Origin of the sequence: Methylophaga frappieri, assembly GCF_000260965.1 — a bacterium.
GTDB classification, from domain to species: Bacteria; Pseudomonadota; Gammaproteobacteria; order Nitrosococcales; family Methylophagaceae; genus Methylophaga; species Methylophaga frappieri.
In genome coordinates, this window is record NC_017856.1 from 1935304 (window position 1) to 1962002 (window position 26699).

At 48.9% G+C, this 26699-nt stretch carries 28 protein-coding genes; 12 read left to right on the forward strand and 16 right to left on the reverse strand.

Going from position 1 to position 26699, the window contains the following annotated elements:
- Positions 1-7: 7 nt before the first annotated feature.
- The 10 genes from atpA to mnmG all read right to left on the reverse strand — a co-directional run bounded on the left by atpA (position 8) and on the right by mnmG (position 8468).
- A complete protein-coding gene (gene atpA, locus Q7C_RS09210) occupies positions 8-1549 on the reverse strand; it encodes a F0F1 ATP synthase subunit alpha (RefSeq protein ID WP_014704475.1) in 1542 nt (513 codons plus the stop codon).
- A 25-nt stretch (positions 1550-1574) separates the two neighbouring features.
- Positions 1575-2105 (reverse strand): F0F1 ATP synthase subunit delta, encoded by a 531-nt coding sequence (locus Q7C_RS09215; RefSeq protein WP_014704476.1) that lies wholly within the window; start codon positions 2103-2105, stop codon positions 1575-1577.
- Positions 2106-2119: 14 nt separating this feature from the next.
- A complete protein-coding gene (locus tag Q7C_RS09220) occupies positions 2120-2590 on the reverse strand; it encodes a F0F1 ATP synthase subunit B (protein ID WP_014704477.1) in 471 nt (156 codons plus the stop codon).
- A 42-nt stretch (positions 2591-2632) separates the two neighbouring features.
- Positions 2633-2866 (reverse strand): F0F1 ATP synthase subunit C, encoded by a 234-nt coding sequence (gene atpE, locus Q7C_RS09225; RefSeq protein WP_007144166.1) that lies wholly within the window; start codon positions 2864-2866, stop codon positions 2633-2635.
- A 57-nt stretch (positions 2867-2923) separates the two neighbouring features.
- Positions 2924-3826 (reverse strand): F0F1 ATP synthase subunit A, encoded by a 903-nt coding sequence (gene atpB, locus Q7C_RS09230; protein WP_014704478.1) that lies wholly within the window; start codon positions 3824-3826, stop codon positions 2924-2926.
- Between the two features lie 8 nt (positions 3827-3834).
- A complete protein-coding gene (locus Q7C_RS09235; protein WP_014704479.1) occupies positions 3835-4212 on the reverse strand; it encodes an ATP synthase subunit I in 378 nt (125 codons plus the stop codon).
- A gap of 82 nt (positions 4213-4294) precedes the next feature.
- Complete coding sequence (locus tag Q7C_RS09240; RefSeq protein WP_014704480.1) at positions 4295-5155, reverse strand: ParB/RepB/Spo0J family partition protein; 861 nt, start codon at positions 5153-5155, stop codon at positions 4295-4297.
- 5 nt (positions 5156-5160) lie between these two features.
- Positions 5161-5949: a ParA family protein gene (locus tag Q7C_RS09245; RefSeq protein WP_014704481.1), complete on the reverse strand. Its 789-nt coding sequence runs from the start codon at positions 5947-5949 to the stop codon at positions 5161-5163.
- Between the two features lie 9 nt (positions 5950-5958).
- Positions 5959-6585, reverse strand: a complete 627-nt coding sequence (rsmG, locus tag Q7C_RS09250; RefSeq protein ID WP_014704482.1) for a 16S rRNA (guanine(527)-N(7))-methyltransferase RsmG — start codon at positions 6583-6585, stop codon at positions 5959-5961.
- Positions 6585-8468: a tRNA uridine-5-carboxymethylaminomethyl(34) synthesis enzyme MnmG gene (gene mnmG / locus Q7C_RS09255; protein WP_014704483.1), complete on the reverse strand. Its 1884-nt coding sequence runs from the start codon at positions 8466-8468 to the stop codon at positions 6585-6587. The genes rsmG and mnmG overlap by 1 nt, the downstream gene beginning before the upstream one ends.
- A 141-nt stretch (positions 8469-8609) precedes the next feature.
- Here mnmG and Q7C_RS09260 point away from each other — a divergent pair, with 141 nt between their 5' ends.
- A complete protein-coding gene (locus Q7C_RS09260) occupies positions 8610-8966 on the forward strand; it encodes a diacylglycerol kinase (RefSeq protein WP_014704484.1) in 357 nt (118 codons plus the stop codon).
- On the opposite strand, the gene lgt is transcribed toward Q7C_RS09260, so the two are convergent.
- Positions 8926-9762: a prolipoprotein diacylglyceryl transferase gene (gene lgt / locus Q7C_RS09265; RefSeq protein WP_014704485.1), complete on the reverse strand. Its 837-nt coding sequence runs from the start codon at positions 9760-9762 to the stop codon at positions 8926-8928. The two genes, Q7C_RS09260 and lgt, sit on opposite strands and share 41 nt — an antisense overlap.
- Positions 9763-10023: 261 nt before the next feature.
- On the opposite strand from lgt, the gene Q7C_RS09270 reads away from it, so the two are divergent.
- From Q7C_RS09270 to Q7C_RS09280, 3 genes are all read left to right on the forward strand, one after another.
- Positions 10024-10731 (forward strand): TorF family putative porin, encoded by a 708-nt coding sequence (locus Q7C_RS09270; protein WP_014704487.1) that lies wholly within the window; start codon positions 10024-10026, stop codon positions 10729-10731.
- A 62-nt stretch (positions 10732-10793) separates the two neighbouring features.
- A complete protein-coding gene (locus tag Q7C_RS09275; protein ID WP_014704488.1) occupies positions 10794-11132 on the forward strand; it encodes a P-II family nitrogen regulator in 339 nt (112 codons plus the stop codon).
- Between the two features lie 18 nt (positions 11133-11150).
- Positions 11151-12389 carry an ammonium transporter gene (locus Q7C_RS09280; protein WP_014704489.1) on the forward strand — a complete coding sequence of 413 codons (1239 nt, stop codon included), beginning with the start codon at positions 11151-11153 and terminating at the stop codon, positions 12387-12389.
- Between the two features lie 126 nt (positions 12390-12515).
- On the opposite strand, the gene hemE is transcribed toward Q7C_RS09280, so the two are convergent.
- Positions 12516-13583, reverse strand: coding sequence for a uroporphyrinogen decarboxylase (hemE, locus tag Q7C_RS09285; protein ID WP_014704490.1), 1068 nt, complete (start codon positions 13581-13583; stop codon positions 12516-12518).
- A gap of 368 nt (positions 13584-13951) precedes the next feature.
- Here hemE and purE point away from each other — a divergent pair, with 368 nt between their 5' ends.
- From purE to Q7C_RS09300, 3 genes are read left to right on the forward strand one after another with little or no spacing between them, the layout of a single operon-like run.
- Positions 13952-14461 (forward strand): 5-(carboxyamino)imidazole ribonucleotide mutase, encoded by a 510-nt coding sequence (gene purE / locus Q7C_RS09290; RefSeq protein ID WP_014704492.1) that lies wholly within the window; start codon positions 13952-13954, stop codon positions 14459-14461.
- Complete coding sequence (locus tag Q7C_RS09295) at positions 14458-15588, forward strand: 5-(carboxyamino)imidazole ribonucleotide synthase (protein ID WP_014704493.1); 1131 nt, start codon at positions 14458-14460, stop codon at positions 15586-15588. Before purE ends, Q7C_RS09295 begins: the two co-directional genes overlap by 4 nt.
- Positions 15588-15866 (forward strand): Rdx family protein, encoded by a 279-nt coding sequence (locus tag Q7C_RS09300; RefSeq protein WP_041366690.1) that lies wholly within the window; start codon positions 15588-15590, stop codon positions 15864-15866. Before Q7C_RS09295 ends, Q7C_RS09300 begins: the two co-directional genes overlap by 1 nt.
- 97 nt (positions 15867-15963) lie before the next feature.
- Here the strand turns inward: Q7C_RS09300 and topA are convergent, their stop codons facing one another.
- The 4 genes from topA to Q7C_RS09320 all read right to left on the reverse strand — a co-directional run bounded on the left by topA (position 15964) and on the right by Q7C_RS09320 (position 20979).
- Positions 15964-18246 (reverse strand): type I DNA topoisomerase, encoded by a 2283-nt coding sequence (topA, locus tag Q7C_RS09305; protein WP_014704495.1) that lies wholly within the window; start codon positions 18244-18246, stop codon positions 15964-15966.
- Positions 18247-18328: 82 nt separating this feature from the next.
- Positions 18329-18796, reverse strand: coding sequence for a Smg family protein (locus Q7C_RS09310; RefSeq protein ID WP_014704496.1), 468 nt, complete (start codon positions 18794-18796; stop codon positions 18329-18331).
- Between the two features lie 22 nt (positions 18797-18818).
- Positions 18819-19895 (reverse strand): DNA-processing protein DprA, encoded by a 1077-nt coding sequence (gene dprA, locus Q7C_RS09315; protein WP_014704497.1) that lies wholly within the window; start codon positions 19893-19895, stop codon positions 18819-18821.
- Between the two features lie 52 nt (positions 19896-19947).
- On the reverse strand, positions 19948-20979 hold the full coding sequence (locus Q7C_RS09320) for a LysM peptidoglycan-binding domain-containing protein (protein WP_014704498.1): 1032 nt from the start codon (positions 20977-20979) through the stop codon (positions 19948-19950).
- 271 nt (positions 20980-21250) lie between these two features.
- Here Q7C_RS09320 and def point away from each other — a divergent pair, with 271 nt between their 5' ends.
- From def to Q7C_RS09345, 5 genes are read left to right on the forward strand one after another with little or no spacing between them, the layout of a single operon-like run.
- Positions 21251-21754 (forward strand): peptide deformylase, encoded by a 504-nt coding sequence (gene def, locus Q7C_RS09325; protein WP_014704499.1) that lies wholly within the window; start codon positions 21251-21253, stop codon positions 21752-21754.
- A gap of 9 nt (positions 21755-21763) precedes the next feature.
- Positions 21764-22693 (forward strand): methionyl-tRNA formyltransferase, encoded by a 930-nt coding sequence (gene fmt, locus Q7C_RS09330; protein WP_014704500.1) that lies wholly within the window; start codon positions 21764-21766, stop codon positions 22691-22693.
- Complete coding sequence (gene rsmB / locus Q7C_RS09335) at positions 22686-23993, forward strand: 16S rRNA (cytosine(967)-C(5))-methyltransferase RsmB (protein WP_014704501.1); 1308 nt, start codon at positions 22686-22688, stop codon at positions 23991-23993. The genes fmt and rsmB overlap by 8 nt, the downstream gene beginning before the upstream one ends.
- Complete coding sequence (locus Q7C_RS09340) at positions 23971-24558, forward strand: DUF4390 domain-containing protein (protein ID WP_238532302.1); 588 nt, start codon at positions 23971-23973, stop codon at positions 24556-24558. Before rsmB ends, Q7C_RS09340 begins: the two co-directional genes overlap by 23 nt.
- Positions 24543-26699, forward strand: a complete 2157-nt coding sequence (locus Q7C_RS09345) for a sensor histidine kinase (RefSeq protein WP_014704503.1) — start codon at positions 24543-24545, stop codon at positions 26697-26699. The genes Q7C_RS09340 and Q7C_RS09345 overlap by 16 nt, the downstream gene beginning before the upstream one ends.

Consider the following 26699-nt stretch of genomic DNA (forward strand, 5'->3'; position numbering starts at 1 on the left):
GCTCCGATTACCAGCTGCCGTTAGCTTTAAACTTCTCAATAGCACTGCGCATTTTGCCAGCGACATCGTCATCAAAGTTACCGGTGTTATTGATGGTATCCATCAACTCAGCTTGCTCTGAACGCATATTCGCCAGTAACGCTGCTTCAAATGAGCCGACTTTATCGACATCAACATCATCCAGGAAGCCTTCGTTTGCTGAGAACAATGAGATAGCCATTTCAGCAACAGACAGTGGTTGATACTGTTTCTGTTTCATCAGCTCGGTCACACGCTGACCACGGCTGATTTGGGCACGTGTCGCTTCATCCAGATCTGAGGCGAATTGCGCAAACGCAGCCAATTCACGGTATTGCGCCAAGTCAAGACGGATACCGCCACCCAGCTTTTTAATGATCTTGGTTTGTGCTGCACCACCGACACGTGATACCGACAGACCCGCGTTAATCGCAGGACGGATACCGGAGTTGAACAGGTCCGTCTCCAAGAAAATCTGACCGTCTGTAATCGAGATAACGTTGGTTGGTACGAATGCCGATACGTCACCCGCTTGGGTTTCGATAATTGGTAGCGCCGTCAATGAACCGGTTTTACCTTTTACTGCGCCGTTAGTCACTTGCTCAACATAATCAGCATTGACGCGTGCCGCACGCTCCAACAAACGTGAGTGCAAGTAGAAAACGTCACCTGGGTAAGCTTCACGGCCCGGTGGACGACGCAGCAACAAAGAAACCTGACGATATGCCCAAGCTTGCTTGGTCAAATCATCATAAATAATCAGCGCGTCTTCACCTTTATCACGGAAATACTCACCCATTGAGCAACCCGCATAAGGCGCGATAAATTGGAGGGCCGCAGAATCTGATGCCGAAGCGGCAACGATAATGGTGTGCTCCAGCGCGCCATGTTCTTCCAGTTTACGCACTACGTTGGCGATAGAAGAGGCTTTTTGGCCAATCGCCACATAGATACATTTAACACCGGTCCCTTTTTGGTTGATGATGGTATCTACAGCGATCGCGGTTTTACCGGTTTGACGGTCACCGATAATCAGCTCACGCTGACCACGACCCACCGGAATCATCGCATCGATTGATTTCAGACCGGTTTGAATCGGTTGATCAACCGATTGGCGAGCAATAACGCCCGGCGCGACTTTCTCAATTGGCGAGGATGACTCTGCTTTAATGTCGCCTTTGCCATCGATTGGTTTACCCAATGAATCGACAACACGCCCCAGCATGGCTTCACCGGTCGGGACTTCAAGAATACGACCTGTACATTTAACTTTATCGCCTTCGGTGATGTGCTGGTAATTACCCAGGACTACCGCACCGACGGAGTCACGCTCCAGGTTAAGCGCCATACCAAATGTGTTACCCGGAAACTCAAGCATTTCCCCGGACATGACATCGGCAAGACCGTGAACACGCACGATACCATCCGTTACACCAACAACGGTGCCTTCGGTTCGCGCTTCAGTAGCCCCATCAAAGCTTTCGATACGCTTTTTGATCAGGTCACTGATTTCTGCTGAATTCAGTTGCATCTTTGTTTCCTCTTTAACGGGCCGGTTAGCGAATCGCGTTGGCCAGTCTGTTCAATTTACCTAAGGCAGATCCATCAATGACCAGATCGCCTGCCCGAATAATCGCACCACCCAGCAATGTGTCATCCACCGATTCGGTTATCGTGACCTCTTTGCCAAGACGTTTTTTCAGCGCGGCTGCAATACTGGTTTTTTGTGCGTCTGTCAGTGGCTTCGCCGTGACGACATCTGCCTGCATCATTTGCTCAGCTTCGGCGCGCAGTTGTCCAAATAGTTCGGCAATTTCCGGCAATAACAACAGCCGGTTATTCTCTGCCAGCAACAATAAAAAATGCTTGGCATCGCCTGAAACACCACCAGCCACATCAGCCAGCAAATCGACCGCTTGAACATCGCTTACGGCAGGGCTTGTCAGGACAGCCTGAACTTCTGCTGTTTCTGCACACTGCGAAACGATTGCCAGCAAGTCTGTCCAAGCCTGCAAGTCATTTTTTTCCTGTGCCAGCGAAAAAGCCGCGACAGCATAGGGGCGCGCGATGGTTATTGCTTCTGCCATGCTCTGTGATTCCTCTAGATTTGGCTGACCAGCTCATCGATCAGGTCGGTGTGCGCTTTATCATCAATCTCACGACTGAGGATTTTGCCCGCACCCGCCAAGGCGACACCGGCGACTTGTGAACGCAACTCATCCCGAACGCGGTTTGCTTCCTGATCAATCTCTGCACGCGCAGAGTTCAACAGACGCTCACCTTCTGTACGGGCGTTGTTTTTAGCTTCATCGACGATTTCATTACCACGGCGTTGCGCTTGTGAAACGATTTCACTGGCCTGATCTTTCGCTTCATGAATGACTTGCTGGGCACGTCTTATCGCCAGCTCTTCATCATGACGACCACGTTCAGCCGCAGCCAGACCGTCAGCAATTTTCTTTTTGCGCTCTTCCAACGCTTGCATGATTGGCGGCCAAACGTATTTCATGCAAAACGCGACAAAGATCGCAAATGCAATGAGCTGACCTATCAAGGTTGCATTGAGATTCATGCCTGTACCTCTTGTTTATCGCTAATGGGGTTGAAATTCGTCTTAACCAGCCACTGCGAATAGAACATACATCGCCAGACCGACCGCGATCATTGGTACCGCGTCAACCAGACCTGCAACCAGGAAGAATTGTGTACGCAACATTGGTACTAACTCAGGTTGGCGAGCAGCAGCTTCCAGGAAACGACCACCCAACAGGCCGACACCGATAGCCGCACCCAGCGCGCCCAGACCAATCATCAGTGCACCTGCAATGTAAACTAAACCCATGTCCATTTTTTCTCTCCTACAACGTAAGTATTAACTAAAAAAAGAAAGTAAAACTCAAACAAATCAATGATGTTCCTGATGCGCCATATCTAGATAAACGATAGTGAGCACCATGAAAATGAATGCCTGCAAGGTAATAATCAAAATGTGGAATATCGCCCAGCCAAGCTGTAATAAACCAGCGAAAGAACCCATGATCATACCGGCACCATACATGGTCGCGATCAGAATAAAGACCATTTCACCGGCATACATGTTACCGAACAACCGCAACGCCAAAGAGAATGGCTTAGCAATAAGCGTAACGGTTTCAAGTACAAAGTTAATCGGCAACGCAAACTTGCCAAATGGCTGCAATGTCAGCTCGCCGATAAAGCCGCCTACACCTTTAATTTTAAAGCTGTAGTACAACATCAACAGGAATACAAACAGCGCCATACCCAATGTGGCATTGGGATCCGTGGTTGGCACGATTTTGAAGAAAACGTCATGTGGGTCGACACCAAATGCCATCGCAGAACCATACATAACGGCCATCGGGATTAAATCAACCGGAATAAGGTCCATTAGGTTCATCAAAAAGACCCAGACGAATATCGTTAAGGCCAGGGGCGCAACAAGATTATTTTTACCACCGGAGAAAGAACCTCTCACGGTATCATCGATGAATTCGATGATCATTTCTGCAAAATTTTGAACCGCGCCGGGAATACCGGCAGAGATATTGACCGCAACACGTCGGAAGAACCACATCATTGCCACGCCCAGCAAAATCGACATCAACATGGTGTCAACGTTAATTGACCAAAACCCCATATTGGCTGCTTCGCCGGAGGACATCGCGAAACCCCATTCGCCACTTGGCTGCCAGACGCCCGGCTCGGTTTCAACTTGTTTTTGACCAAAGGTCAAATTCTGAAGGTGGTGCTTGATATATTCTGATGTGGTGATTTGTTCACTTGCCATGTCTGGTTTCAAGCCTGTTTGGTATATCCCAAAAACAGCATCAGCTGTGTCACAACAAAGCCCACCAGCAACGGCAATGGCGACAGCGCCAAAACCGAGAAGCCAAAGGCAAATAGCACGATGGTGAAAAACCATCGCTCCATGACACACCTATATGCTTTACTTAAATTCTTACCGGCATCCGCTCTGGCAACCGAAGCTGCCCGATACAAATGCCATTTCATTAACAGAGTATTGAAAACTGCGATGGTGGCCCCATATAAACCACTTAGCGCAGCCGGCAACCCCTGCCAGAAAAACAAAATAACCGTAAAAAGCCCGAGCACTAAGCACTGCCATTTCAATACCGTATTAAGTGGCCTGACTCTGACAAGTGTTTCTTGCATTGCTCGCGGATTACACTTTTGCCTGAAGCAAATCGCGACATTATAGATAGATGCCGGCGATGGGGTCAACGCATTCTGTCATTCACTTAATTCTGGACAGTAATTTTTTCAATTCTGTGACGGTTTTGTATTGAATAACAACCCGGCCTTTACCACTGCTGAGATGCTTGAGACTGGCTTGCTCACCCAGCTTTTCAACTAACTGATTATTCAGTGCTTCCACATCGGCCTGCGCACCATGATTGGTTTTTTCCGGTATTTTGGCAGGCTTCAAAATGCGGCGAACCAGTTGCTCTGTTTCGCGGACAGACAAGCCTTTTTCAACCACCTGTTGTGCGACATCTGATTGCACTTCGCCTTCCAGTGCTAGCAGCGCTCTCGCATGGCCCATTTCCAGATCACAGTTTTCCACCAGTCGTTTAACCGAATCGTGTAAATTTCGGAGGCGCAAAAGATTTGTCACGGTTGCTCGAGACTTACCAACCGCTTCTGCGGCTTGCTGGTGCGTCATTTCAAACTCCTCCCGGAGTCGAAATAGCGCATTGGCCTCTTCCATCGGATTCAGATTCTCACGCTGGATGTTTTCAATCAGCGCCATCGCAATTGCGCTCCGATCCGAAACATCTTTCACCAATACGGGAACACTGGTTAGTCCAGCTAGTTTAGAAGCCCGCCAGCGACGCTCACCCGCAATAATTTCATAACGATTATCTCCAACAGGGCGCACAACAATTGGCTGAACCAAGCCTTGCGCGCGAATTGAATCTGCTAGTTCTTCCAAGGACTCCTGTGACATATCCATGCGCGGTTGATACTTGCCCGGCTGAATCTGCTCCAGCGTGAAATGTTGCAAGCTATCATTACTGATGTCAGATTCCGCTTGCTCTACATCCGCCAGCAGCGCATCCAAGCCGCGCCCCAATCCTCTTTTTTTTGCTGCCATGTGAATTATCCGCCTGCTGCTTCTGTTGCTTTTTTATCGCGCCGCATCAGCTCACTGGCCAACGCCATATAAGCGATGGCGCCGCGTGAGGCCCGATCATAATTTAACACAGGCAAGCCATGACTGGGGGCTTCTGCCAAACGAACGTTTCGAGGAATAATCGAATGGAAGACCTTACCCTGAAAATGATTAATGAGTTGTCTTGAGACTTGATTAGCCAGATTATTGCGGGCATCAAACATGGTGCGTATCAGGCCCGTCACTTCAAGGTTGGGATTGGCGCGTTGTTTTATACGTTCAATGGTTTTCAGTAATGATGACAGCCCCTCGAGCGCGTAATACTCACATTGAATCGGTATCAACACACCGCGCGATGCCACTAAGGCATTCACTGTCAACATGCTTAGCGACGGCGGACAATCTATCAGGATAAAATCATATTTTTCTCGCGTGGACTCGAGGGCGAGCCGCAAACGGTGTTCACGTAATTTGACGTCCAGCAATTGCACTTCAGCGGCGGTCAAATCGGTATTTGCCGGCATGACATCAAAACTCAGCTCATCGGGACGTACAATCGCATCCACCGCCTTACTCTCGGTCATCACCACTTCGTAGCTGCTATTGCTGAGATTTTCTTTGTCTATTCCACAACCCGTCGTGGCATTACCTTGCGGGTCAAGATCGATCAATAAGACCTTTTTGCGATAATCGGCCAATGCTGCCGCCAGGTTAACCGTTGAGGTAGTTTTACCCACGCCACCTTTTTGATTGGTCACTGCATAGATATTGCCCATGCTGTCAGCTTAATCCTTAGTCAGAGTTACCAAATGCCTTTGTCCATCGGTAAAGGGCACGTTGATGGCGGTCACCGCCTTGACTGAAAAACCGGGAGTTGGTACCGCCAGCTCAGCTGCCGGATAGACACCTTTCATTAATATCAGTCTGCCGGCATCATCGCAATGTCGGCCTGCTAAATCAATAATATCGGTAATACTGGCAAAGGCGCGTGCGGTCACAATCTCAAATTGCGGTAAGTCGACCTGCTCGACGCGACCATGGATAACGGTAACGTTATTTAAGGGTAATTCGGCTTTAACCTGTTGCAGGAAACGGGTTTTTTTGGCATTACTATCCAGCAGGGTTACGGCCATCTCAGGCCAACAGATTGCGGCCGGTATACCTGGCAAGCCACCGCCCGTACCCACATCCAGTAAACTGCTGCCATCCAAGGCAGGAATCACAGCCAGACTATCTATCAGGTGGCGATCCAGCATATTGTCGATGTCGCGCACCGCGGTCAGGTTGTAAACCTTGTTCCACTTGGCGAGCAAACTTAAATACGCTAATAGTTGTTGGAGCTGGGCGTCAGATAAGTTCAGGTCCAGCATGGCGCAGCCTTGTTCCAGCCGCGCCTTAAGTCTATCCGCCATCAACTGGCCCGGCTCAAGCCAGTGCGCTTGAGATGCACCAATAACAGAGAAATGGCGGCTGGCGTCACGCCAGATAGTCGGGCCGCTTGCCCCAGACTTTGCGGTTTTGCGTGTTGCAGCTTTTCACGCACTTCATTGGAGAGACCCCGGACGTTGCTGTAATCAATATCTGCGGGTAGTAGTGTATTTTCGTGACGTTGTAACCGCTCTATTTCGTCTTTTTGCCGATCGATATAGCCCGCGTATTTGGTGTTGATAACGACTTGTTCAGCGACATCATCAGACACCGACTTGGTTTCACCAAGCAAATCCAGAATCGTTGCGTAATCCACTTTCGGTCGCCGCAGCAATTCCAACGCCGTCGTGTTTTTACTTAACGGTTCACCTAAAACCCGGGCAACGTGTTGCTGATCTACTTTTTCAGGCGCCAGTCGTGACATTTTCAAACGGGTAAACTCGGCATCCACCGCTTGCTGTTTTTCTGAATAAGCCGCCCAGCGCACCTCATCGACGATGCCCAGTTCTCGCCCAATTGGGGTCAACCGTTTATCCGCATTATCTTCACGTAACATCAGGCGATATTCTGCACGACTCGTAAACATCCGGTAAGGCTCTTTGGTACCAGAGGTAATCAAATCGTCGATCAACACGCCGATATAAGCTTCATCACGACGTGGATACCAATGGTCTTTGCCTCGGGCTTGCAATCCGGCATTAAGCCCGGCAATTAACCCTTGGGCACCCGCTTCTTCGTAGCCGGTAGTGCCATTAATCTGGCCGGCAAAGAATAACCCCGGCATATGTTTGGTTTCCAGCCATGGATTCAAATCTCGCGGGTCAAAAAAATCATACTCAATGGCATAACCGGGTCGGGTAATATGCGCATTTTCCAAGCCCTTCATTGATCGCACGATGTCGTACTGCACATCAAATGGCAGGCTGGTAGAGATACCGTTTGGATAGACCTCATTACAGTCCAGACCTTCCGGCTCAAGAAAAATCTGGTGTGCTGATCGATCTGCAAACCGCACGACTTTATCCTCGATAGAAGGACAATATCGCGGACCAATGCCTTCAATCTCACCGCTATACATCGGCGATCGATCCAGGTTATTGCGGATGACATCATGCGTTTTTTCATTGGTGTGCGTGATATAGCAAGATATTTGCTCGGGATGATCCTGCCGGCGACCTAGAAAAGAAAAAACAGGGGTCGGCGTATCGCCGGGCTGCTCCGTCAGACCACTAAAATCGATACTCTGTGTTGCAATTCGAGGGGGCGTGCCGGTTTTAAGGCGATCAACGCGAAATGGCAAAGCCCGCAAGCGTTCCGCCAACTTGATTGACGCAGGATCCCCAGCACGGCCTCCCTGATGGCGTTGTAAACCAATATGAATAACGCCGCCTAAAAAAGTCCCGACCGTCAATACCACTGTCTTGGCAGCAAACTGTAACCCCGACTGTGTTACCACACCGGCAACACGATGATTTTCCACAATCAAATCATCCACTGCCTGCTGGAATAAATACAGATTAGGTTGATTTTCAAGGACATGGCGAATCGCGGCTTTGTAACGAATGCGATCTGCCTGAGCGCGTGTTGCTCTGACAGCCGGGCCTTTACTGGCATTCAATGTTCGAAATTGAATCCCCCCTTTATCCGCGGCAAGTGCCATTGCACCACCTAAGGCATCAATCTCTTTAACCAGATGCCCTTTGCCGATCCCACCAATCGCCGGGTTGCAACTCATCTGGCCCAGTGTCTCGATATTTTGGGTCAGCAATAAGGTTTTGACGCCTTGCCGCGCAGCCGCTAATGCCGCCTCAGTGCCAGCATGACCGCCACCGACCACAATCACATCATATTGATCCTGAAATACCATAGTTCACCAAACTGTCGAGGTTTTAAAAATGGATGGGCATTTTAACATGCAAGTCACAATCTTTGCCTAGAATTCAATACTTTAACGATGCCTTGTCATCTCACCTATCATTTCTCGCCACAGTTGGAGTCTTTTGCTCGTATGGAAAAAAATACCGGAGTAAAACGTTTATTTTTCGCCTTTATCTATTCCATGCAGGGGCTTTACGCTGGAATTCGACATGAGTCGGCTTTTCGTCAGGAGTTTATCGGCCTGATTCTTTTAGTCGGTGTTAGTTTTTTTCTGAATGTCAGCCCAATCGAACGATTTGCCATGATCAGCGTGCTGCTGGCGGTATTGATTGTCGAAGCGCTCAATTCTGCTATTGAATGCGTCGTTGATCGGGTCAGCACTGACGTCCACAAACTTTCTGGTAGAGCCAAAGACTATGGCTCCCTAGCGGTCCTGCTGACATTAATTATTGCGGCCGGGACTTGGCTGTTGATTTTGTTGGACTAAACCGATAAGCCCATATCATCATCACGATACCGCCCAAAATCATGGGAATACACAGAATCTGCCCCATAGTTAGCCAGTCAAACGCCAGATAGCCATATTGAGGGTCTGGCACCCTGAAAAACTCCACGAAAAACCGGAAACTGCCATAACCTAACAAAAACAGACCGGAAACAGCCGCCCGAGGTCTCGCTTGAGCAGAAAACCACCAAAGCAGCGCAAACAGCACAAGCCCTTCTAAAATTGCTTCGTACAATTGCGATGGGTGCCGAGGTAACGGCCCGCCACTTGCAAAAACCATGGCCCAAGGCATATCCGAAACACGCCCCCACAATTCGCCATTGATGAAATTACCGATGCGGCCAAAAAACAGACCTAAAGGCACCAATGGTGCAATAAAGTCGGTCAGCTGGAAAAAAGTTCGGTTATGTTTACGTCCATACAGCCAAACCGTCACTAACACCCCAAGCAGGCCGCCATGAAACGACATACCACCTTGCCAGATTTTAAAAATGTTTAAAGGGTTATCAAGGTTGGCGGCCAAGTCATAAAACAAGGCATAGCCTAAACGTCCACCAACGATCACCCCAAGGGCACCATAAAATAACAAGTCTTCAACCTGGTTCTTACTCAGACCGAGTCTATCAGCACGCTGACGTGCCAATATCCAAGCAGCGGCAAAGCCAAAAAGATACATTAATCCGTACCAGTGAACCTGTATAAAACCAAGGTCAATCGCAACGGGATTTATCTGTAGTGGATTCATAAACATGCTCTGATTTGGGGTTAAACGCATCATATCAATTTTCTTTGACGTACGTCACAAGCTGCACGCACCAAAATGATCCAACAGAGCACTTGCCACGCACCAAAACAAAACAAAACAAGTTAAACAAAAGCCAAGCAACCCAGATAAGTTATTGAAATAAAACATATTTAAAGAGTTGGCACACTATCTGCGTTAGGTGTTGCAGTCTGAATACAGCGTGTTGTAAATCACCAACGCAGACACATTCTAAGACTAAACAAAACATAATGTTCTTTGTTCAGGAGTTAAAAAATGAAATTGAAAACCCTTTCAGCTTTATGCCTCGCAGCCTCAACGATGACTATTGCGACGACTGCTAATGCTTGGGAAAGCGAAGATGGCAACCACTCAACCAGTGCCTCTGTTGCCCTGTCAAGCGAATACATCTGGCGTGGTATTTCACAAACTGATGGCGACCCTGCAATTTCAGGCAGCTTTGACTATGCACACAGCAGCGGTTTTTATGCTGGTGTTTGGGGTTCGAATGTCGATTATGGTGATGATGCCAGTGCAGAATTTGATGCTTATCTTGGTTTTGCCGGTGAATTTGGCGATTCAGGCGTTGGTTATGACATCGGTGCATTACGTTACATGTTCCCAGGCGAAGATTATAACTTCAACGAAGTCTATGGTTCATTAAGCTATAGCATCTTCTCTGTCGGTATTGCTTACTCAGGTGACACCTTGGGTTCTGATGAAGATGGTTACTACTACTACGCCGATGCAGGTTATGAGCTGCCATTCGGTCTGAATTTGTACGGCGGTGTCGGTGTTTACGATGCTGATGAAAACACATTCGGTCCTGAAGATTCATACACTCATTACTGGGTTGGTGTCTCAAAAGATCTGGCCGGCTTTACTTTTGACCTGTCTTACCAAGATGCAGACAGCGATGCCGAAGATATTTTTGGTGATCTGGCTGAAGAAACCTTCCTGTTTTCCGTTTCTAGATCTTTCTAACGTTTCTAATGCGGGCCTGATTGCATCAGCACAGGCCCTCTTTCTAAAGAAGGAATCCACTTATGAAACAAGTAGTAGCAATTATCAAGCCGTTCAAGCTTGATGATGTCCGCGAATCACTTTCTGAAATCGGCGTGCAAGGCTTGACCGTTTCAGAGGTGAAAGGCTTTGGACGTCAAAAAGGTCACACCGAACTCTATCGGGGTGCGGAGTATGTTGTTGATTTCCTGCCAAAATTGAAACTGGAAATCGCGGTCGATGATGGCATTGTTGAACAAGTCATCGAGGCGGTTATCAAAGGCGCCAATACCGGCAAAATCGGTGATGGCAAAATCTTCGTTTACCCACTTGAGCAAGTGGTTCGGATTCGCACTGGCGAAACCGGCCCTGATGCGCTGTAAGACTGAGGAGTAGATAATATGGAAAATGAAATCTTCCAACTCCAATATGCACTGGACACCTTTTATTTCCTGATTAGTGGTGCCTTTGTTATGTGGATGGCCGCCGGCTTCGCGATGCTGGAAGCGGGCCTGGTACGTGCAAAAAATACGACTGAAATCTTAACCAAAAACGTGATGCTGTTTGCGATTGCATGCACCGCTTATCTCGTTGTTGGTTATGACATCATGTACGATGGCGGTATGTTCTTGGCCGGTATTGTTGGTGACGGCGTTGCCGGTGCTGATGAGCCAGCGACTTATGCCCCTTCTGCTGACTTCTTCTTCCAGGTTGTATTCGTGGCTACTGCCATGTCTATTGTTTCTGGTGCGGTAGCAGAGCGTATGAAACTGTGGGCCTTTGCGGCTTTCGCTATTGTCATGACCGCGTTCATTTACCCAATGGAAGGTTCGTGGACTTGGGGTGGTGCTGATGTCTTTGGCATGTACAACCTGGGTGACTTGGGCTTCCTTGACTTTGCCGGTTCTGGCATTGTTCACATGGCGGGTGCAGCGGCTGCATTAGCTGGTGTCATGCTGCTGGGCGCACGTAAAGGCAAATATGGACCGAATGGTGAAGTTCGTCCGATTCCAGGTGGTAATTTGCCACTGGCAACACTCGGCACATTCATCCTGTGGTTGGGTTGGTTCGGCTTTAACGGTGGTTCAGTGCTGGCGACGGCTTCAGTCGAAAGTGCTAATGCCGTTGCGGTTGTGTTCATGAACACTAACGCTGCTGCTGCAGGTGGTGTACTGGCTGCGCTGATTGTTGCTAAGCTGATGTTTGGCAAAGCGGATTTGACCATGATCCTGAATGGTGCATTGGCTGGTTTGGTCGCTATTACAGCGGGGCCTGATACACCAACCCCATTGATGGCAACCATCATTGGCGCCATTGGTGGCCTGATTGTCGTTTTCTCAATCGTGTTCATGGATAAAGTTAAAATCGATGATCCGGTTGGTGCGATTTCAGTACACGGTGTTGTTGGCTTGTGGGGTCTGCTTGCTGTGCCTCTGACAAACAGTGATGCCAGCTTCTCCGCGCAAATCATCGGTGCAGTGACCATTTTCGTCTGGGTCTTTGTTACCAGCCTCATCGTCTGGGGCGTATTGAAAATGGTAATGGGCATCCGCGTCTCTGAAGAAGAAGAGTACGAAGGTGTCGACCTTGTTGAATGCGGTATGGAAGCTTATCCAGAGTTCACTAACTCTGGCAAATAAGCCTCAAACGCAAGACAACACAAAAAAGGCCGGTATTTTTACCGGCCTTTTTTATTTTTCACGATCTACGCCTTTTGTTAATAGTCACCCTCCATCTGTACCCTGGCAAAGGATGGCTTGCCGTTGTTAATTTTGGTGATAAAGCGCCGAATATTGATGCACTGCTTCAACCAGTGCCGATACATGTTCGGGGTCGATAGTGGGATGAATACCATGCCCCAGATTAAATACATGGCCATTGCCATGACCAAAGCCAGATAAGATCTGTTGGACTTCCTGTTCAATCCGCTTTGGTGAGGCATAAAGTAAACACGGATCCATATTGCCTTGTAATGCAACGCGATCGCCAACCAACTGCCGCGCCAACGCTATATCGGTTGTCCAATCCAACCCCAGTGCATCGGCGCCTGTATCGGCCATGTGCGATAACCATTGGCCTCCGCCCTTAGTAAACAAGGTAATTGGCACATCAGCATTTGCTGGTCTTTGCTTCACGCCGTCAATAATCTGTTGCATATAGCGCAAGGAAAAGGCTCGATAAGCCTCACCACTCAGCGCTCCTCCCCACGTATCAAATAACATTAATGCTTGCGCACCTGCGTCGATTTGCGCGTTCAAATAATCAGTGACGGCCGTCGCCAACTTAGCCAGCAAGGCATACATTAATTCTGGTGCATCAAACGCCATGGCTTTGACTTTGGCAAAATCCTTACTGGCACCGCCTTCTACCATGTAACAGGCTAAGGTCCATGGACTGCCACTAAAACCTATCAATGGCACCTTATTGTTGATTTCCCGACGCGTAAGCCGAATAGCATCCATAACGTAACCGAGCGTGTCATGCATATCAGGAATGGGCAGTTGCGCGACATCTGCAGCACTACCAATAGTTCGTTCAAACTTGGGGCCTTCCCCGGTAACAAAATACAGTCCCAATCCCATGGCATCGGGAATGGTCAAAATATCGGAAAAAATGATCGACGCATCCAAGTCAAACCGACGCAAGGGTTGTAAAGTCACCTCACAAGCCAGTTCAGGGGTGCGGCACAAGGTCATAAAATCCCCTGCTTGCTTACGAACTTCACGGTATTCAGGCAAATAACGTCCGGCTTGGCGCATAATCCAAATTGGTGTTCTATCTACTGGCTGACGGCGAAGTGCGCGCAAGTAACGATCATTTTCAAGTTGTGACACGGTGTCCCCTTAATTATCTGTTCTGTCGGTCATAAACGTGAGGCCAATCTGAAAAAAGTCAGACAAACCAATAACGCTGATGACTGCAAAGCGACAGCTATTTTACACGTCCGGCAATTCGCGCATACCTAAAGCTGAATTAGAAACCACCAAACAGCGGATAATGCCAGAACCGTCCATGTAATTAAGCGACTCAAGAGCCGGCACAGTTAGCGAAGAAAGCAATTCCATTAATTTTTTTGGCATTGACGCTCTGAATAGCCAACTCAGAAATCATCACATTGACATCGATTAGGATGCTTAAATTTTCCTATTTTCAATAAACTAGCTAAAATGCACTGCTTTTCCTCAGTCAGAAAATAGGCGATATGAGTAAAGCAATTGTCGGGGTAGTAATGGGCAGTAATAGCGACTGGCCTGTTATGCAGAAAGCAGTCGAACAACTGGACACATTTGGCATCCCCTATGAAACCCAAGTCGTTTCCGCTCACCGCACACCAGATTTGTTAACCGAATATGCCAAAACGGCACAGCAACGCGGTTTGCAATGCATTATTGCCGGGGCGGGCGGTGCGGCACACTTGCCAGGCATGTTGGCTGCAAACACCATTTTGCCGGTCTTGGGCGTACCCGTCCCTTCACGCTATTTAAAAGGCCAGGATTCATTATTATCTATTGTGCAAATGCCTAAAGGTATTCCGGTTGCTACTTTTGCTATCGGCGAGGCCGGTGCGGCCAATGCCGCCTTATTTGCTATTTCAATTTTGGCAACAACTCGGCCTGATCTGACTGAAAAGTTAAACGAATTTCGTGAGCAACAGCAACGTGCTGTGCTTGCCATGACGCTCCCAGACCAACAAGGTAACGCTGAAAGATGATATTCCCCGGTGCAACACTCGGTATGCTTGGTGGTGGTCAGCTTGGCCGCATGTTTACGATGGCAGCTCAAACCATGGGCTACCATGTCATTGTGCTCGATCCCGATCAGGACAGTCCGGCCGGCATCATTGCCAATAGCCATATTTGTGCGGCCTATGACGACGAGTCTGCATTGAGTGATCTGGCATCGCAATGTGATGCGATTTCAACCGAATTTGAGAATATTCCGGCAACGACACTCGCGTTTCTGGAACAGCGTACGGTGGTGCATCCTGCCTCACAAGCATTAGCAAAAACCCAAAACCGAAACACCGAGAAGAATTTTATTCGCAGCCAGAATATTGCCACGGTTCCTTTTGTGAGTATTTATCAAAAAAGCGACCTCGAAAAAGCATCAGAACATATTCAGTTTCCGGCCATCTTAAAAGTGGCAACGTTTGGCTACGATGGAAAAGGCCAGATTGTGTGTTCAGATCTTCCTGCTGCCTATGAAGCATTTGAACAACTGGGTCAAAAAGAATGTGTTCTCGAACAGCGGATTGATCTCGCCTGTGAAATTTCCGTCGTGCTGGCGCGAAGTGACGTTGGTACCATCACGCCTTTTCCGGTTGCAGAAAATGTCCATGTGAATGGTATTTTGCATAGCACAATGGTACCAAGTCATGCTCCGGACGCTTTACAGCAATCGGCCATCGAGAAAGCCAGTCAGATAGCCGAAGGACTCGGTTATGTTGGCACCCTGGCTGTCGAGTTTTTTATCTCTCAACAAGGCGACGTCATTGCCAATGAAATTGCACCCAGACCACATAATTCTGGCCATTACACATTAGATGCCTGTCCAACATCACAGTTTGAGCAACAAGTTCGTATGCTGTGTGGTTTGCCGGCTGGTGACGTCAGTCTACAGTCGCCTGTGGTGATGATTAATCTTCTCGGTGATGTCTGGGGTGATAGCCAGCCCCACTGGTCAGCTGTATTGGAACAACCCAACAGCAAACTTCATTTATATGGCAAAAAGGCAGCACGTCCAGGTCGAAAAATGGGCCACTTTACCGTTCTGGCCAATGATACTGACACTGCCATGCAGCAGGCCGAGACTGTTTTTTCAGCTTTACAGGCTGATTAATGGCAACCATCCAAATCACATACTGCATGCAATGCCGCTGGTTACTTCGTGCAGCCTGGATGGCGCAGGAATTATTGACCACCTTTGATGGCGAAATTGAATCATTAACCCTGATCCCGGCCACTGGTGGCGTATTTACGGTAACGGCAACAGAGCAAATCGCTTGGGACCGCAAAACGGAAGGTCGTTTTCCTGATATTACCGAGCTGAAACAACGCGTGCGCGATATTATCGCTCCCGCACAGGATTTAGGCCACGCCGATCGGAAAACGGATTAGCTCCTTCGCTTGTATAGAATAACTACGCCACGCGATGCCGCCTTGCCGGCCATAAAAATAATCGCCAGCAGTGGTGGATCTCAGAGATGAACAGGCCCTAGACAGACTCTACCTTTTCACTAAAACCACAGTCTTTTTGTGGGCAGACCTTTTCAGTCCCTTTGCTCTTTGTTGTCTTTAAGGTCAGGATGGGCCATTCACAGTTTGGACACGCCTCATTCAGCGGCTCGTTCCATAGCGCATAGTCACATTTTGGGTATTCCGAACAAGAGTAAAACACTTTGCCGCGCCGGGATTTACGCGTCAGGATTTCGCCTTTCTTACATTGCGGGCAATCAACCCCGGTGTTAGTCGGCTGCTCCAGAGACTCAATATGCTTACATTTTGGATAACTGCTGCAACCAATAAATTTGCCATAGCGGCCGGTTCGGAAGATTAAATCCGAATCACATTTCGGACATTGACGACCTTCGACCTTCTCGGGCTCGCTGGCTGTCGTTTCTTCTCCATCCATGTTTCGGGTGTAATCACAATCCGGATAACCGGTACAGCCGATAAAGCGGCCACTCCGACCCAGACGACTGGATAGCTGCTTACCACACTTTGGACAGTTTTCGTCCAGCAGCTCCTGCGTGACGTCACTGCGTTGGACTGATTTATCCTTGGTTTCAACCTGACTTTTGAACGGCCCCCAAAAGCTACGCAGCAGCGGGATCCACTCTTCTTCGCCGCGAGAGACGGCGTCAAGTTCATCTTCAAGTTTGGCGGTAAAACTGTAATCCACGTAGCGGGTAAAGTGATCGACCAGAAACTTACCCACAACCCGTCCGACATCAGTCGGGTGAAACCGCTTGTTGATGAGTTCGACATACTCACGCTGTAATAAGGTCGAGATAATACTGGCATAGGTTGAGGGGCGACCAATATCATGCTCTTCTAAACTCCGAACAAGACTCGCTTCACTGTAGCGGGGTGGTGGCTCAGTGAAATGCTGTTCTGGGCGAATTTTGTCTAGGCTGACTACCTCACCTTTCTCCATTGCTGGCAGCAGATTCTCGTCTTTATCCGCTTTTTTGTCGTCCTGACCTTCCAGGTAAACTTGCATAAAGCCAGGATTAACAACCGTCGAGCCGTTGGCACGGAAAGTATTACCCTGCCCACACCCCAAGTCCACCGCAACAGTATTAAGCGTCGCATGAATCATTTGACTGGCGACCGTACGTTGCCAAACCAAGGTATAGAGCTTCAACTGATCCACCGACAAATACGCTTTCATTTCTTCAGGTGTTCGTAAAGCGGAAGTCGGCCGAATGGCTTCGTGCGCCTCTTGCGCATTTTTTGATTTGGTTTTGTATTCTTGAGGCTTTGCCGGGACGGCTTTGGCACCATAGCGTTCACTTATCAGTTCACGCACTTCTGAGACCGCTTCGGCCGCCAATGTGACTGAGTCTGTACGCATGTAGGTTATTAGACCTACCGCGCCCTCACCAGTGTCGACACCCTCATATAGCTGCTGTGCAACACTCATCGTTCGCTGTGCGCCAAAGCCGAGTTTACGGGACGCTTCCTGTTGTAATGTGGAGGTGGTAAAGGGCGCTGCCGGGTTACGTTTACGCTGTTTTTTCTCAACATTAGTAACCAGTAGCTTGCCATCAGCTGCTTGATTTAACTTACTGACAACGGACTCTGCCTGCTCGGTATTATCAATGCTGAATTGCGATAATTTCTCACCTTGATAATGCGTCAGCTTGGCTTGAAATGCGGAACCACTCGTCTGAGCATCGGCTTCAATCGTCCAATATTCTTGTGCCTTGAAAGCTTCAATTTCCAGCTCTCGCTCAACAATCATGCGCAGTGCCGGACTTTGCACCCGACCTGCTGATAAGCCGCGTCGGACTTTCTTCCACAACAGGGGGGACAAGGTAAATCCAACTAAATAATCTAACGCCCTTCTGGCCTGCTGCGCATTAACCAAATCCATCGATAGCTCGCGCGGATTGGCAACGGCATCGTTGACCGCTTGCTTGGTTATTTCATGAAAAACAACTCGGTGTGTGGTTTTGTCTTTGAGTGCCCCTTTCTTCTTGAGCAGCTCATACAAGTGCCAGGAAATGGCCTCTCCTTCACGATCAGGATCCGTCGCCAAGTAGAGAGAATCGGCTTTTTTCAACGCTTTGGCAATGGCATCAACATGCTTGCTATTCCGGTCAATCACCTGGTATTTCATGGCGAAATCATTTTCTGGATCGACCGCCCCTTCTTTTGGAAGCAAGTCACGAACATGGCCATAGGAAGCCAGGACCTCGACATTGTTGCCCAGGTATTTTTTGATGGTCTTGGCCTTGGCAGGCGACTCGACAATAACCAGTTTATTTCCCATAGATTCCCGTATCAGTTCCTTTCCACTTAAAATGACAAGGCCCGTAAAAACGGGCCTTTATGCGGAAGTTTTACCGGCGATCTCAATGCACGACCGCTTCCATATCCTCAAATACCAGATCTTCCATCCAAGCGTACGCGACTTCTCGACCCGGTTGATAAAAAAGCACCATTAGAACAACCCACTTTAGTTGTTCCAGATCTACCTCTTCACTCTCCAGCGCCAGCACCCGTTCAATGACGACTTCACGCGTTTCGACATCCAAAACACCGACCTGTTCCAAAAATAACAGATAACCTCGGCATTGTACGTCAAGCTTTTCAATCTCGTTGTCATTAAAAACACGAATAGAAACGGCAGACGTATCAACCTGAGGCGCGACGACCGTCATGGTGTCAAGCCAGTTAAGGGCTTTATTAATTTCCAGTTCATGAAATCCGACACGCTCTAGCTCTAATTCCAGGGTGTCTTTGTCAGGTTGGTGACTGTTTTCTGTGTCAATGTAATTCTCAAAAAGATACAACAACACATCAATGACATTTTCTTTCATTGGCTTCTCTATGTAGGGCCATTCAAGCGCCAGTACGTTGATATTTGCCTCCCGGCAACGAACTGACACGACCTTGGAGCTCCAGTAGTAACAGCATGGATGAAACCGCCTCAGCCGTCAATCCACTGCGTGCCACCAGCATATCAATGGAGATGGGGTCAAAGCCCAAATGTTCAAATAGCATCTGATATTCATCGTCAGTTTCGACCGCATTCGCCATGTCCGCCGATCGCGTCTCAACGGGGGACTGTTGCGCAAATTCTGCGATCGCACCAAGTTCATCCAAAATATCGGTTGCGGTCTCAACCAACTTTGCCCCCTCCCGAATCAACTGGTGACAGCCTCTTGCAAGGGGATTGTGAATGGACCCCGGTATCGCAAAAACCTCTCGACCTTGTTCCATCGCCATTCTGGCTGTAATAAGCGATCCACTTCTGACAGCTGCCTCAACTATCAATGTGCCTAATGACAGACCACTGATGAGACGATTACGACGCGGAAAGTTTTCTGCGCGCGGCGGTGTTCCGGGAGGAAACTCAGAAATAATGGCGCCCTGGGCTGCGATTTGATGCGCAAGATCCCGGTTTTTTGCTGGATAAACGCGATCCAGCCCCGTACCAACTACCGCAATGGTTTTGCCTGCTGCGGCTAACGCGCCTTGGTGCGCTGCAGCATCAATGCCATCAGCCAAGCCACTGCATATATGTAGGCCGCCACCAGCCAAATAACGCGCAAACTCAAACGCATTGTCGCGACCACCTGCGCTGGGGTGACGACTGCCAACAATGGCCAACTGCCAATCCTGCAAACAGGAAACCTCACCCTGAACAAACAACAAAGGCGGCGGATCCGCTATTTCTCGCAGCAACGTCGGATAGCGGTCATCATCAAGGGTAACAATATGCCGATCTGGTTTATCAAGCCATTGCAAATCCTCGACCACTTGTTGCCAATCGGGGTGAAGCAATGCATCACGAAGCTCTGTATTAATACCAACCAATTGCGTTGGCTGACCAAAAATCGCCATAGGGTCTGGCATTTGATCAAGCAGTTTGGCGAAGGTAGCAGGGCCAACGCCTTTAGTACGTATCAAAGCCAATAACGCAGCTAGCCGCTGCTGCGTGACGGGAAAATCATCAAGAGTCAGAATATTACTCCGCCGATTTCACCTTGTCATACAAATTAATTGCTGTGGTGGCTTTCATCACAATTGCGTAACTGACCTTGTCAAACAGTCGAAAAATCAACGCTTCACCCGCATGCTCGTCGGGCAAGGTAACTTTATCAAACCGATCAGACGTGACTTGATCCCGTACGGTTTCTCCCGCTTTGAAAAGCGACACAACGTGGCCCGGCTCCAGGCCATCTCTTAGTCCCAGATTAAGCACCACAATTTGATATTGTCCAACCTGAGAAACACCATCAAAAACCGAAATAATCCGACCATTTACCCTCATCTCAGGGGATCGTGGAAAGAAATTCATTTCAAAGTCATCGATCTCACTTTCCAGTAACCGATCGCCCACTTGGACTTCCCGGTTGGTATAAGTCAGGTCGACGGTTGCCGGATCACCGGTTTGTCTAATTGTCGCATCACCGGTATAAATAGCCTCATAGCCAAGCAATTCTCCCGAATCCGGATCCAGATACTTTTTACCGCCCCGAAAAACACTGTAATTATCTCCCACATCACTGGTAACACCCCGTGCATAGACCTGATCGCCCGTACCGGATATCAGTCGCTCATCGGCACTGGCCACAATATAAGGTGCCTGATCTAACACCTCGGCCCCGACCACTTTGGGTTTACTCAAAAAAGGGCCAATATCCGACATGGAAATGGTCGGTATCGGCTTTTCCAGTATTAACTCTCTGGCTTCCGGGGATAGCTTGAATGTCTGTTTGCCACGATTAAGCTGAAGTACTGGCCGACCATCTCGGTAAACCAGGGTTAATTCGTCACCGGGATAAATCAAATGTGGGTTTTCAACTTGGGGATTGACCTGCCATATCTCCGGCCAATGCCATGGATATTGAAGAAACATGCCCGAAATATCCCAGAGCGTATCGCCTTTTTTCACGACATATCTATCTGGGTGGTCTGGATTCAAAGCGACTTGATTAGCCCATAATGGGAGACTTAAAAAAGCAACCAGAATCGTCAGGCAAAAACGACGTATCATCGATATATCCTCATGAGTACAGGATGGTTGTCCCAATCCCTGAAATTCAACTAGCAACCTGAAATAATAGTGTGGAATAAACCACCCGATGAAACAAGTGCAGCCCAGTACAATAAAGCTTATACACCAGCCAGTAGGATGTTTCCAAATTCACAGCCACCAGCATGACCTTATAATATAAAGATTTTTCAAGGATTCCAGTCCGTTTTACAATACACTGGATAGCAAAAACAGATACAAAGCGTTAATGCATTAAAGGTAATTGAAATTTATGACCATTTTAAACATCTTGCATTATCCCGACCCGCGCCTGCGAAACAAGGCGCAGCCCGTTGAGAGCGTAAACAATGACGTCCGGCAACTGGCCGAGGATATGCTCGAAACCATGTATGATGCGCCAGGCATTGGTCTGGCAGCGATTCAAGTTGATATTCCGCTACGTGTCATCGTAATCGATATTTCTGAAGATAAATCTGCGCCCATGATTCTCATCAATCCGGAAATTCTCGAAAAAAACGGTCAACGCGACTTTCAGGAAGGCTGCCTGTCCGTACCTGAAGCTTATGAAACCGTCACTCGCGCCGATACGATTCGGTTTCAGGCACTGGATCTTGACGGTAACCCGTATGAACAGGATGCTGAAGGACTGCTGGCAACCTGTATTCAACATGAAATTGATCATTTGGATGGCAAACTGTTCGTTGATTACCTCAGTAATCTCAAACGAGAGCGTATTCGCAAGAAAATTGAAAAACACACCAAACAGAAACTATAAGAACTCGTTATGCGCATCCTATTTGCCGGCACCCCAGAATTTGCCGCCACAACCCTATCTGCCCTGATCACATCCGAACACGAAATCGTTGCCGTTTATACCCAGCCAGATCGGCCTGCAGGCAGAGGCAGAAAGTTAACTGCCAGTCCGGTAAAAACCTTGGCGCAACAACATAACCTTACCGTCGAACAACCGGTAACGCTGCGCAATACTGAAGCACAGCAAAAACTCGCCGATTATCAGGCCGAGGTAATGATCGTTGTCGCTTATGGTCTGATTTTGCCCCAAACCGTATTGGATACACCGACTGCCGGATGTTTGAATATTCATGCTTCGCTATTGCCACGCTGGCGAGGTGCAGCCCCGATTCAACGTGCCATTCTCGCTGGTGATACTCAGACTGGTGTGTGTATTATGCAAATGGCCGCCGGCCTGGATACAGGGCCGGTATTAAGTCAAGTCACGCTAGCCATCGACAATGAAGAGACCGCACAAACGTTGCATGACCGACTTGCTGAAGCAGGGGCCACATTACTCATGCAAACCTTGGCAACCCTCGATGACTGCCAACAGGCAGCAACTGAGCAAGCTGATGAATTCAGCTGCTATGCAGAAAAGTTACACAAATCTGAGGCCATCATTGATTGGCATCAATCCGCTGAACAGATTGACCGACAAATTAGAGCCTTCAATCCTTGGCCCGTCGCGCAAACCCTGTGGCGTGAATCATTATTACGCATCTGGCGGGCGACGCCACTTGCTGAAACCAGTTCTGCCTTGCCTGGCACCCTTATTCGCATTGAGCGTGATGCTTTGATCGTGGCGACCGGCGAAGGCTGCTTGCAAATCACGGAAATTCAGCGCGCCGGCAAACGCCGTATGCGCATCAGCGATCTGCTGAATGCACAAACTCTTAACGAAGGCGATCAGTTTGGTTAAAAAACATTCTGACCCTCGTGCTGCCGCTGCATTGGCTCTAACCGCTGTGATCAAGCACCACCGATCTCTCAATGCCGTTTTACCAGAAACGGCATCCAGCCTAGCAGCAACACAACAGGCACTTTGCCAGCAGCTCATTTACGGCACTTTGCGTCATTACTATTCACTGAGTGGCTTGGCTGAAAAGCTACTGCAAAAGCCACTCAAAGCCAAAGACCAAGACCTTCATCAACTGTTACTGATTGGACTTTATCAGCTCAGAGAAATGCGTAAACCCGTCCATGCCAGTATCTCCGAGACCGTCAATGCCACAAAGGCCTTGACCAAACCCTGGGCTAAAGGACTGATTAATGCCTGTTTGCGGGAATACCAGCGTCACCGCGATACCTTTGATCAGGCCTTAACACAAACACCGACCGGCCTACATGAGCATCCTGACTGGCTGGTCACGCAAGTCCGTCATGATTGGCCAGAAGACTGGCAGTCTATTCTTGAGGCTAACAATCAACACGCTCCCATGTTTCTCAGGGTCAACCTGCAGCGCTGCTCACGTCAGCAGTATTTGGACTTATTGCATCAGGATAATCGGCAAGCGGAGCCTCTAGCTAATTGCGCGGCAGGAATCAGGCTATCGCAACCCTGTGATGTGAGGTTGCTGCCCAACTTTGATGCTGGCTGGGTATCCGTGCAAGATGGTGCGGCTCAACAGGTGATCGAATTGCTGGATCTGCACGTCGGTCATGTTGTACTCGATGCCTGTGCCGCACCGGGCGGTAAAACCGCGCACATGCTGGAACACCAGCCGGAAATTGACTTATTAGCGCTGGACATTGAATCAACCCGATTACAACGGGTTGATGACTCGCTAAAACGATTAGGATTAACGGCCAAAACCCTTACTGCCGATGCCGCAAGCCCGGAAGCTTGGTGGCATGGCAATGCATTTGATCGTATTCTCATTGATGCGCCCTGCACCGGTAGCGGGGTTATCCGACGCCATCCTGATATAAAATTTTTGAGAAAACCTGCTGATATCCCATCATTGGCTGCACAACAGGCGTACCTGCTGGATAAGCTATGGCCTTTGCTCAAACGTGGCGGCCGGATGGTTTACACTACTTGCTCAATCTTCACGGCGGAAAATGCCCATCAGATCGAGGCGTTTTTAGCACGACATCCTGATGCATCACTGATCAAAGCGGATCAGCCCCCCGGCCGTGAAACCCCGTTTGGCTATCAACGCTTGCCCGGAGATGACGCCTTTGATGGATTCTTTTATGCCTGCTTACAGCGTAGTTAAACGCGTTGCCATGCTTGGCCTGTGGCTGATTTTGCCGCTTTACGGCCAAGCCGACACGCGATTTCAGGTTGAACAGGCGCAAATTTATCGTATCGGTAACGGCTACATCGTCAATGCCCAACTCGCCTACCCATTAACACCACGAGTTGAAGAGGCACTCAATAATGGTGTCCCGATTACGTTTTTTCAGGAAATCCAGTTAATTGATCGCACCGCGCTGATTCCTGACTGGTGGATCTGGAATACCGTTCTCTGGTCAACCAAGCTACGTTATGAACTCCGCTACCATGACTTGTCCGAGCAATATCTGTTGTACACACCGGACTCGCCAACCCACCGTAACCATCCAACGCTTGGCAGTGCACTTGACACCATGGGCGGCATCACCAACCTGACCTTGCCGCCCGATATCACAAGATTGCAACGTGATCATAATCTGGTGCTGAGGTTACGGACAGGGATTGATTTGATGGCACTGCCATCACCGATGCGGCCCGGTGCGATGATTTCCAGCAAATGGGATCTCACCAGCCCTTGGTACGAAGCCATATGGCCATCCGACTGATACGCCGCTTAAGTACCGGCACGGCGCCGTATTTTTCTCTCGCCGTGTTGTTGTTGGTGCTGGCTTATTTATTAAGCGCAGCCACGCAGGACAAGTCTCGACTTAATGATCTATTTTTGCTCATTTTCGGGATTGGCGTGATCTGCCTGATTCTGCTTGCTGTTCTTTTGACGCGCGGCCTGTATCGACTTTACCGCGATTTTCGGCGTAAAGCTGCCGGCTCAAGACTAACACTGCGGCTGGTCAGTCTGTTTGTGTTACTGATTATCGGCTCAACCAGCATCGTCTATGGTTTTTCTGTGCACTTTTTACAGCGTGGCATTAACAGCTGGTTTGATGTGCAGGTCGAGCAGGCACTCAACGACTCGCTGGAGTTAAGCCGCAATGCATTTGGTATCCGAATGCGCACTCTACTCAGACAAACTCGTATGATGGCCGGTGTCTTATCAGAACTGCCCGACAGCAGCCTTGGCAATAATCTGCGTGAGCTTAATCGACTCAGTGGTGCGCTGGAATTGAGTATTTGGCGAACGGATGGCCGAATTGTCGTTTCCAGTATCGATAACCCGGCAATCATTGTTCCTGACCGCCCTGATGACGCGATCATTCGTCAAATCAAACAAGGCGAAGACTATATTGGCCTAGATCCCAAGGATGATGATCTGCAACTCCGCGCCGCGGTTCGCATTCCGGCACAGTCACCATTGGATGAAGAGCGGTTACTGCATGTGTTATTTCCCGTCAATGATCAGCTCAGCGTGTTAGGAAAAAATGTTCAAGATGCCTACACCGATTACAAAGAACTAAGCTATTTACGTCAGCCACTGGTCACCATTTTTACCCTCACCTTGAGCCTGATTGTTTTCCTGACCGTGCTAGCGTCGATCTGGTTTGCGGTGTGGATATCCCAACGTATTGTGGCACCGCTGCAGGCGCTGGCTGAAGGGACTCGCGCTGTTGCCTCCGGTAATTACAATACACAGTTGACCGCTTCTGGCCATGATGAAATCGGCTTTTTGGTTCGATCCTTTAACCAGATGACCCAACGCCTGACGCAAGCTCGCAATGCCTCTCAACGCAGCCATCGCCTGCTTGAACAGCAGACCAGTTACCTGACAACGGTATTGGGCAGCTTATCCAGCGGCGTTATCACTATCGACAAAGATCTTTACTTGCGCACAGCAAACATGGCCAGCAGCAGCATTCTTGGTGTGAATTTACAACAACGACTGGAAAGCTCTCTCGATACCTTGGGCCGGCTAAATGATAATTTGCAGACGTTTATTCTACTTATCAAAAATCATACTCTGGAAGCGAGGGGCTGGGAGCAGCAACTGGAATTCAATCAGAGTAAAGGTCGGCAAACTTTAATGTTGCATGGCACTCCCTTACCCGGAGAAAGTGGCTGGGTAGTGATATTTGATGATATTACGGCCTTGATTCAGGCGCAGCGGCATGCCGCCTGGGGCGAAGTCGCCCGCCGTCTGGCACATGAAATAAAAAATCCGCTGACTCCAATTCAGCTCTCCGCCGAGCGTTTGCAACACAAGTATGTCTCATTGGTGCCAGCCGATCAGGCCGATACACTCAACAAATTGACCGAAACCATTGTGCAGCAGGTTGAAGCGATGAAGGAAATGGTCAATGAGTTTTCCGATTATGCTCGCAGCCCAACGCTTCAACTTGAATGGCTTGCTGTCGGCGATTTACTGAGAGATGTTCTCACCTTATACCAAAGCAATCCTGCACATCAGTTTACCCTGCTTAATAGCCCGGAAAACTTGCAAGTACAGGTTGATCGCAATCGCTTTCGCCAAGTCCTACATAATTTGCTTAAAAATGCCATTGAGGCCAGCGAAGAAGCGGGCATGGCTGTCGATATTGTCATCAGTTATCATGCGGTACGTTACCAACACCGTCGCTGGCTGGAAATTACTGTCAACGATCAAGGTCCCGGATTTCCAGAAGAGATGATCAACAAACTGTTTGAACCCTATGCAACCACCAAAACCAGAGGCACGGGGCTGGGACTTGCTATTGTCAAAAAAATCATTGAAGAACATGGCGGCGATGTCTGGGCAGAAAACCTTGGCGATGAAGGTGCCGGTATCATTATCCGCTTGCCATTGGAGGATGCGTAA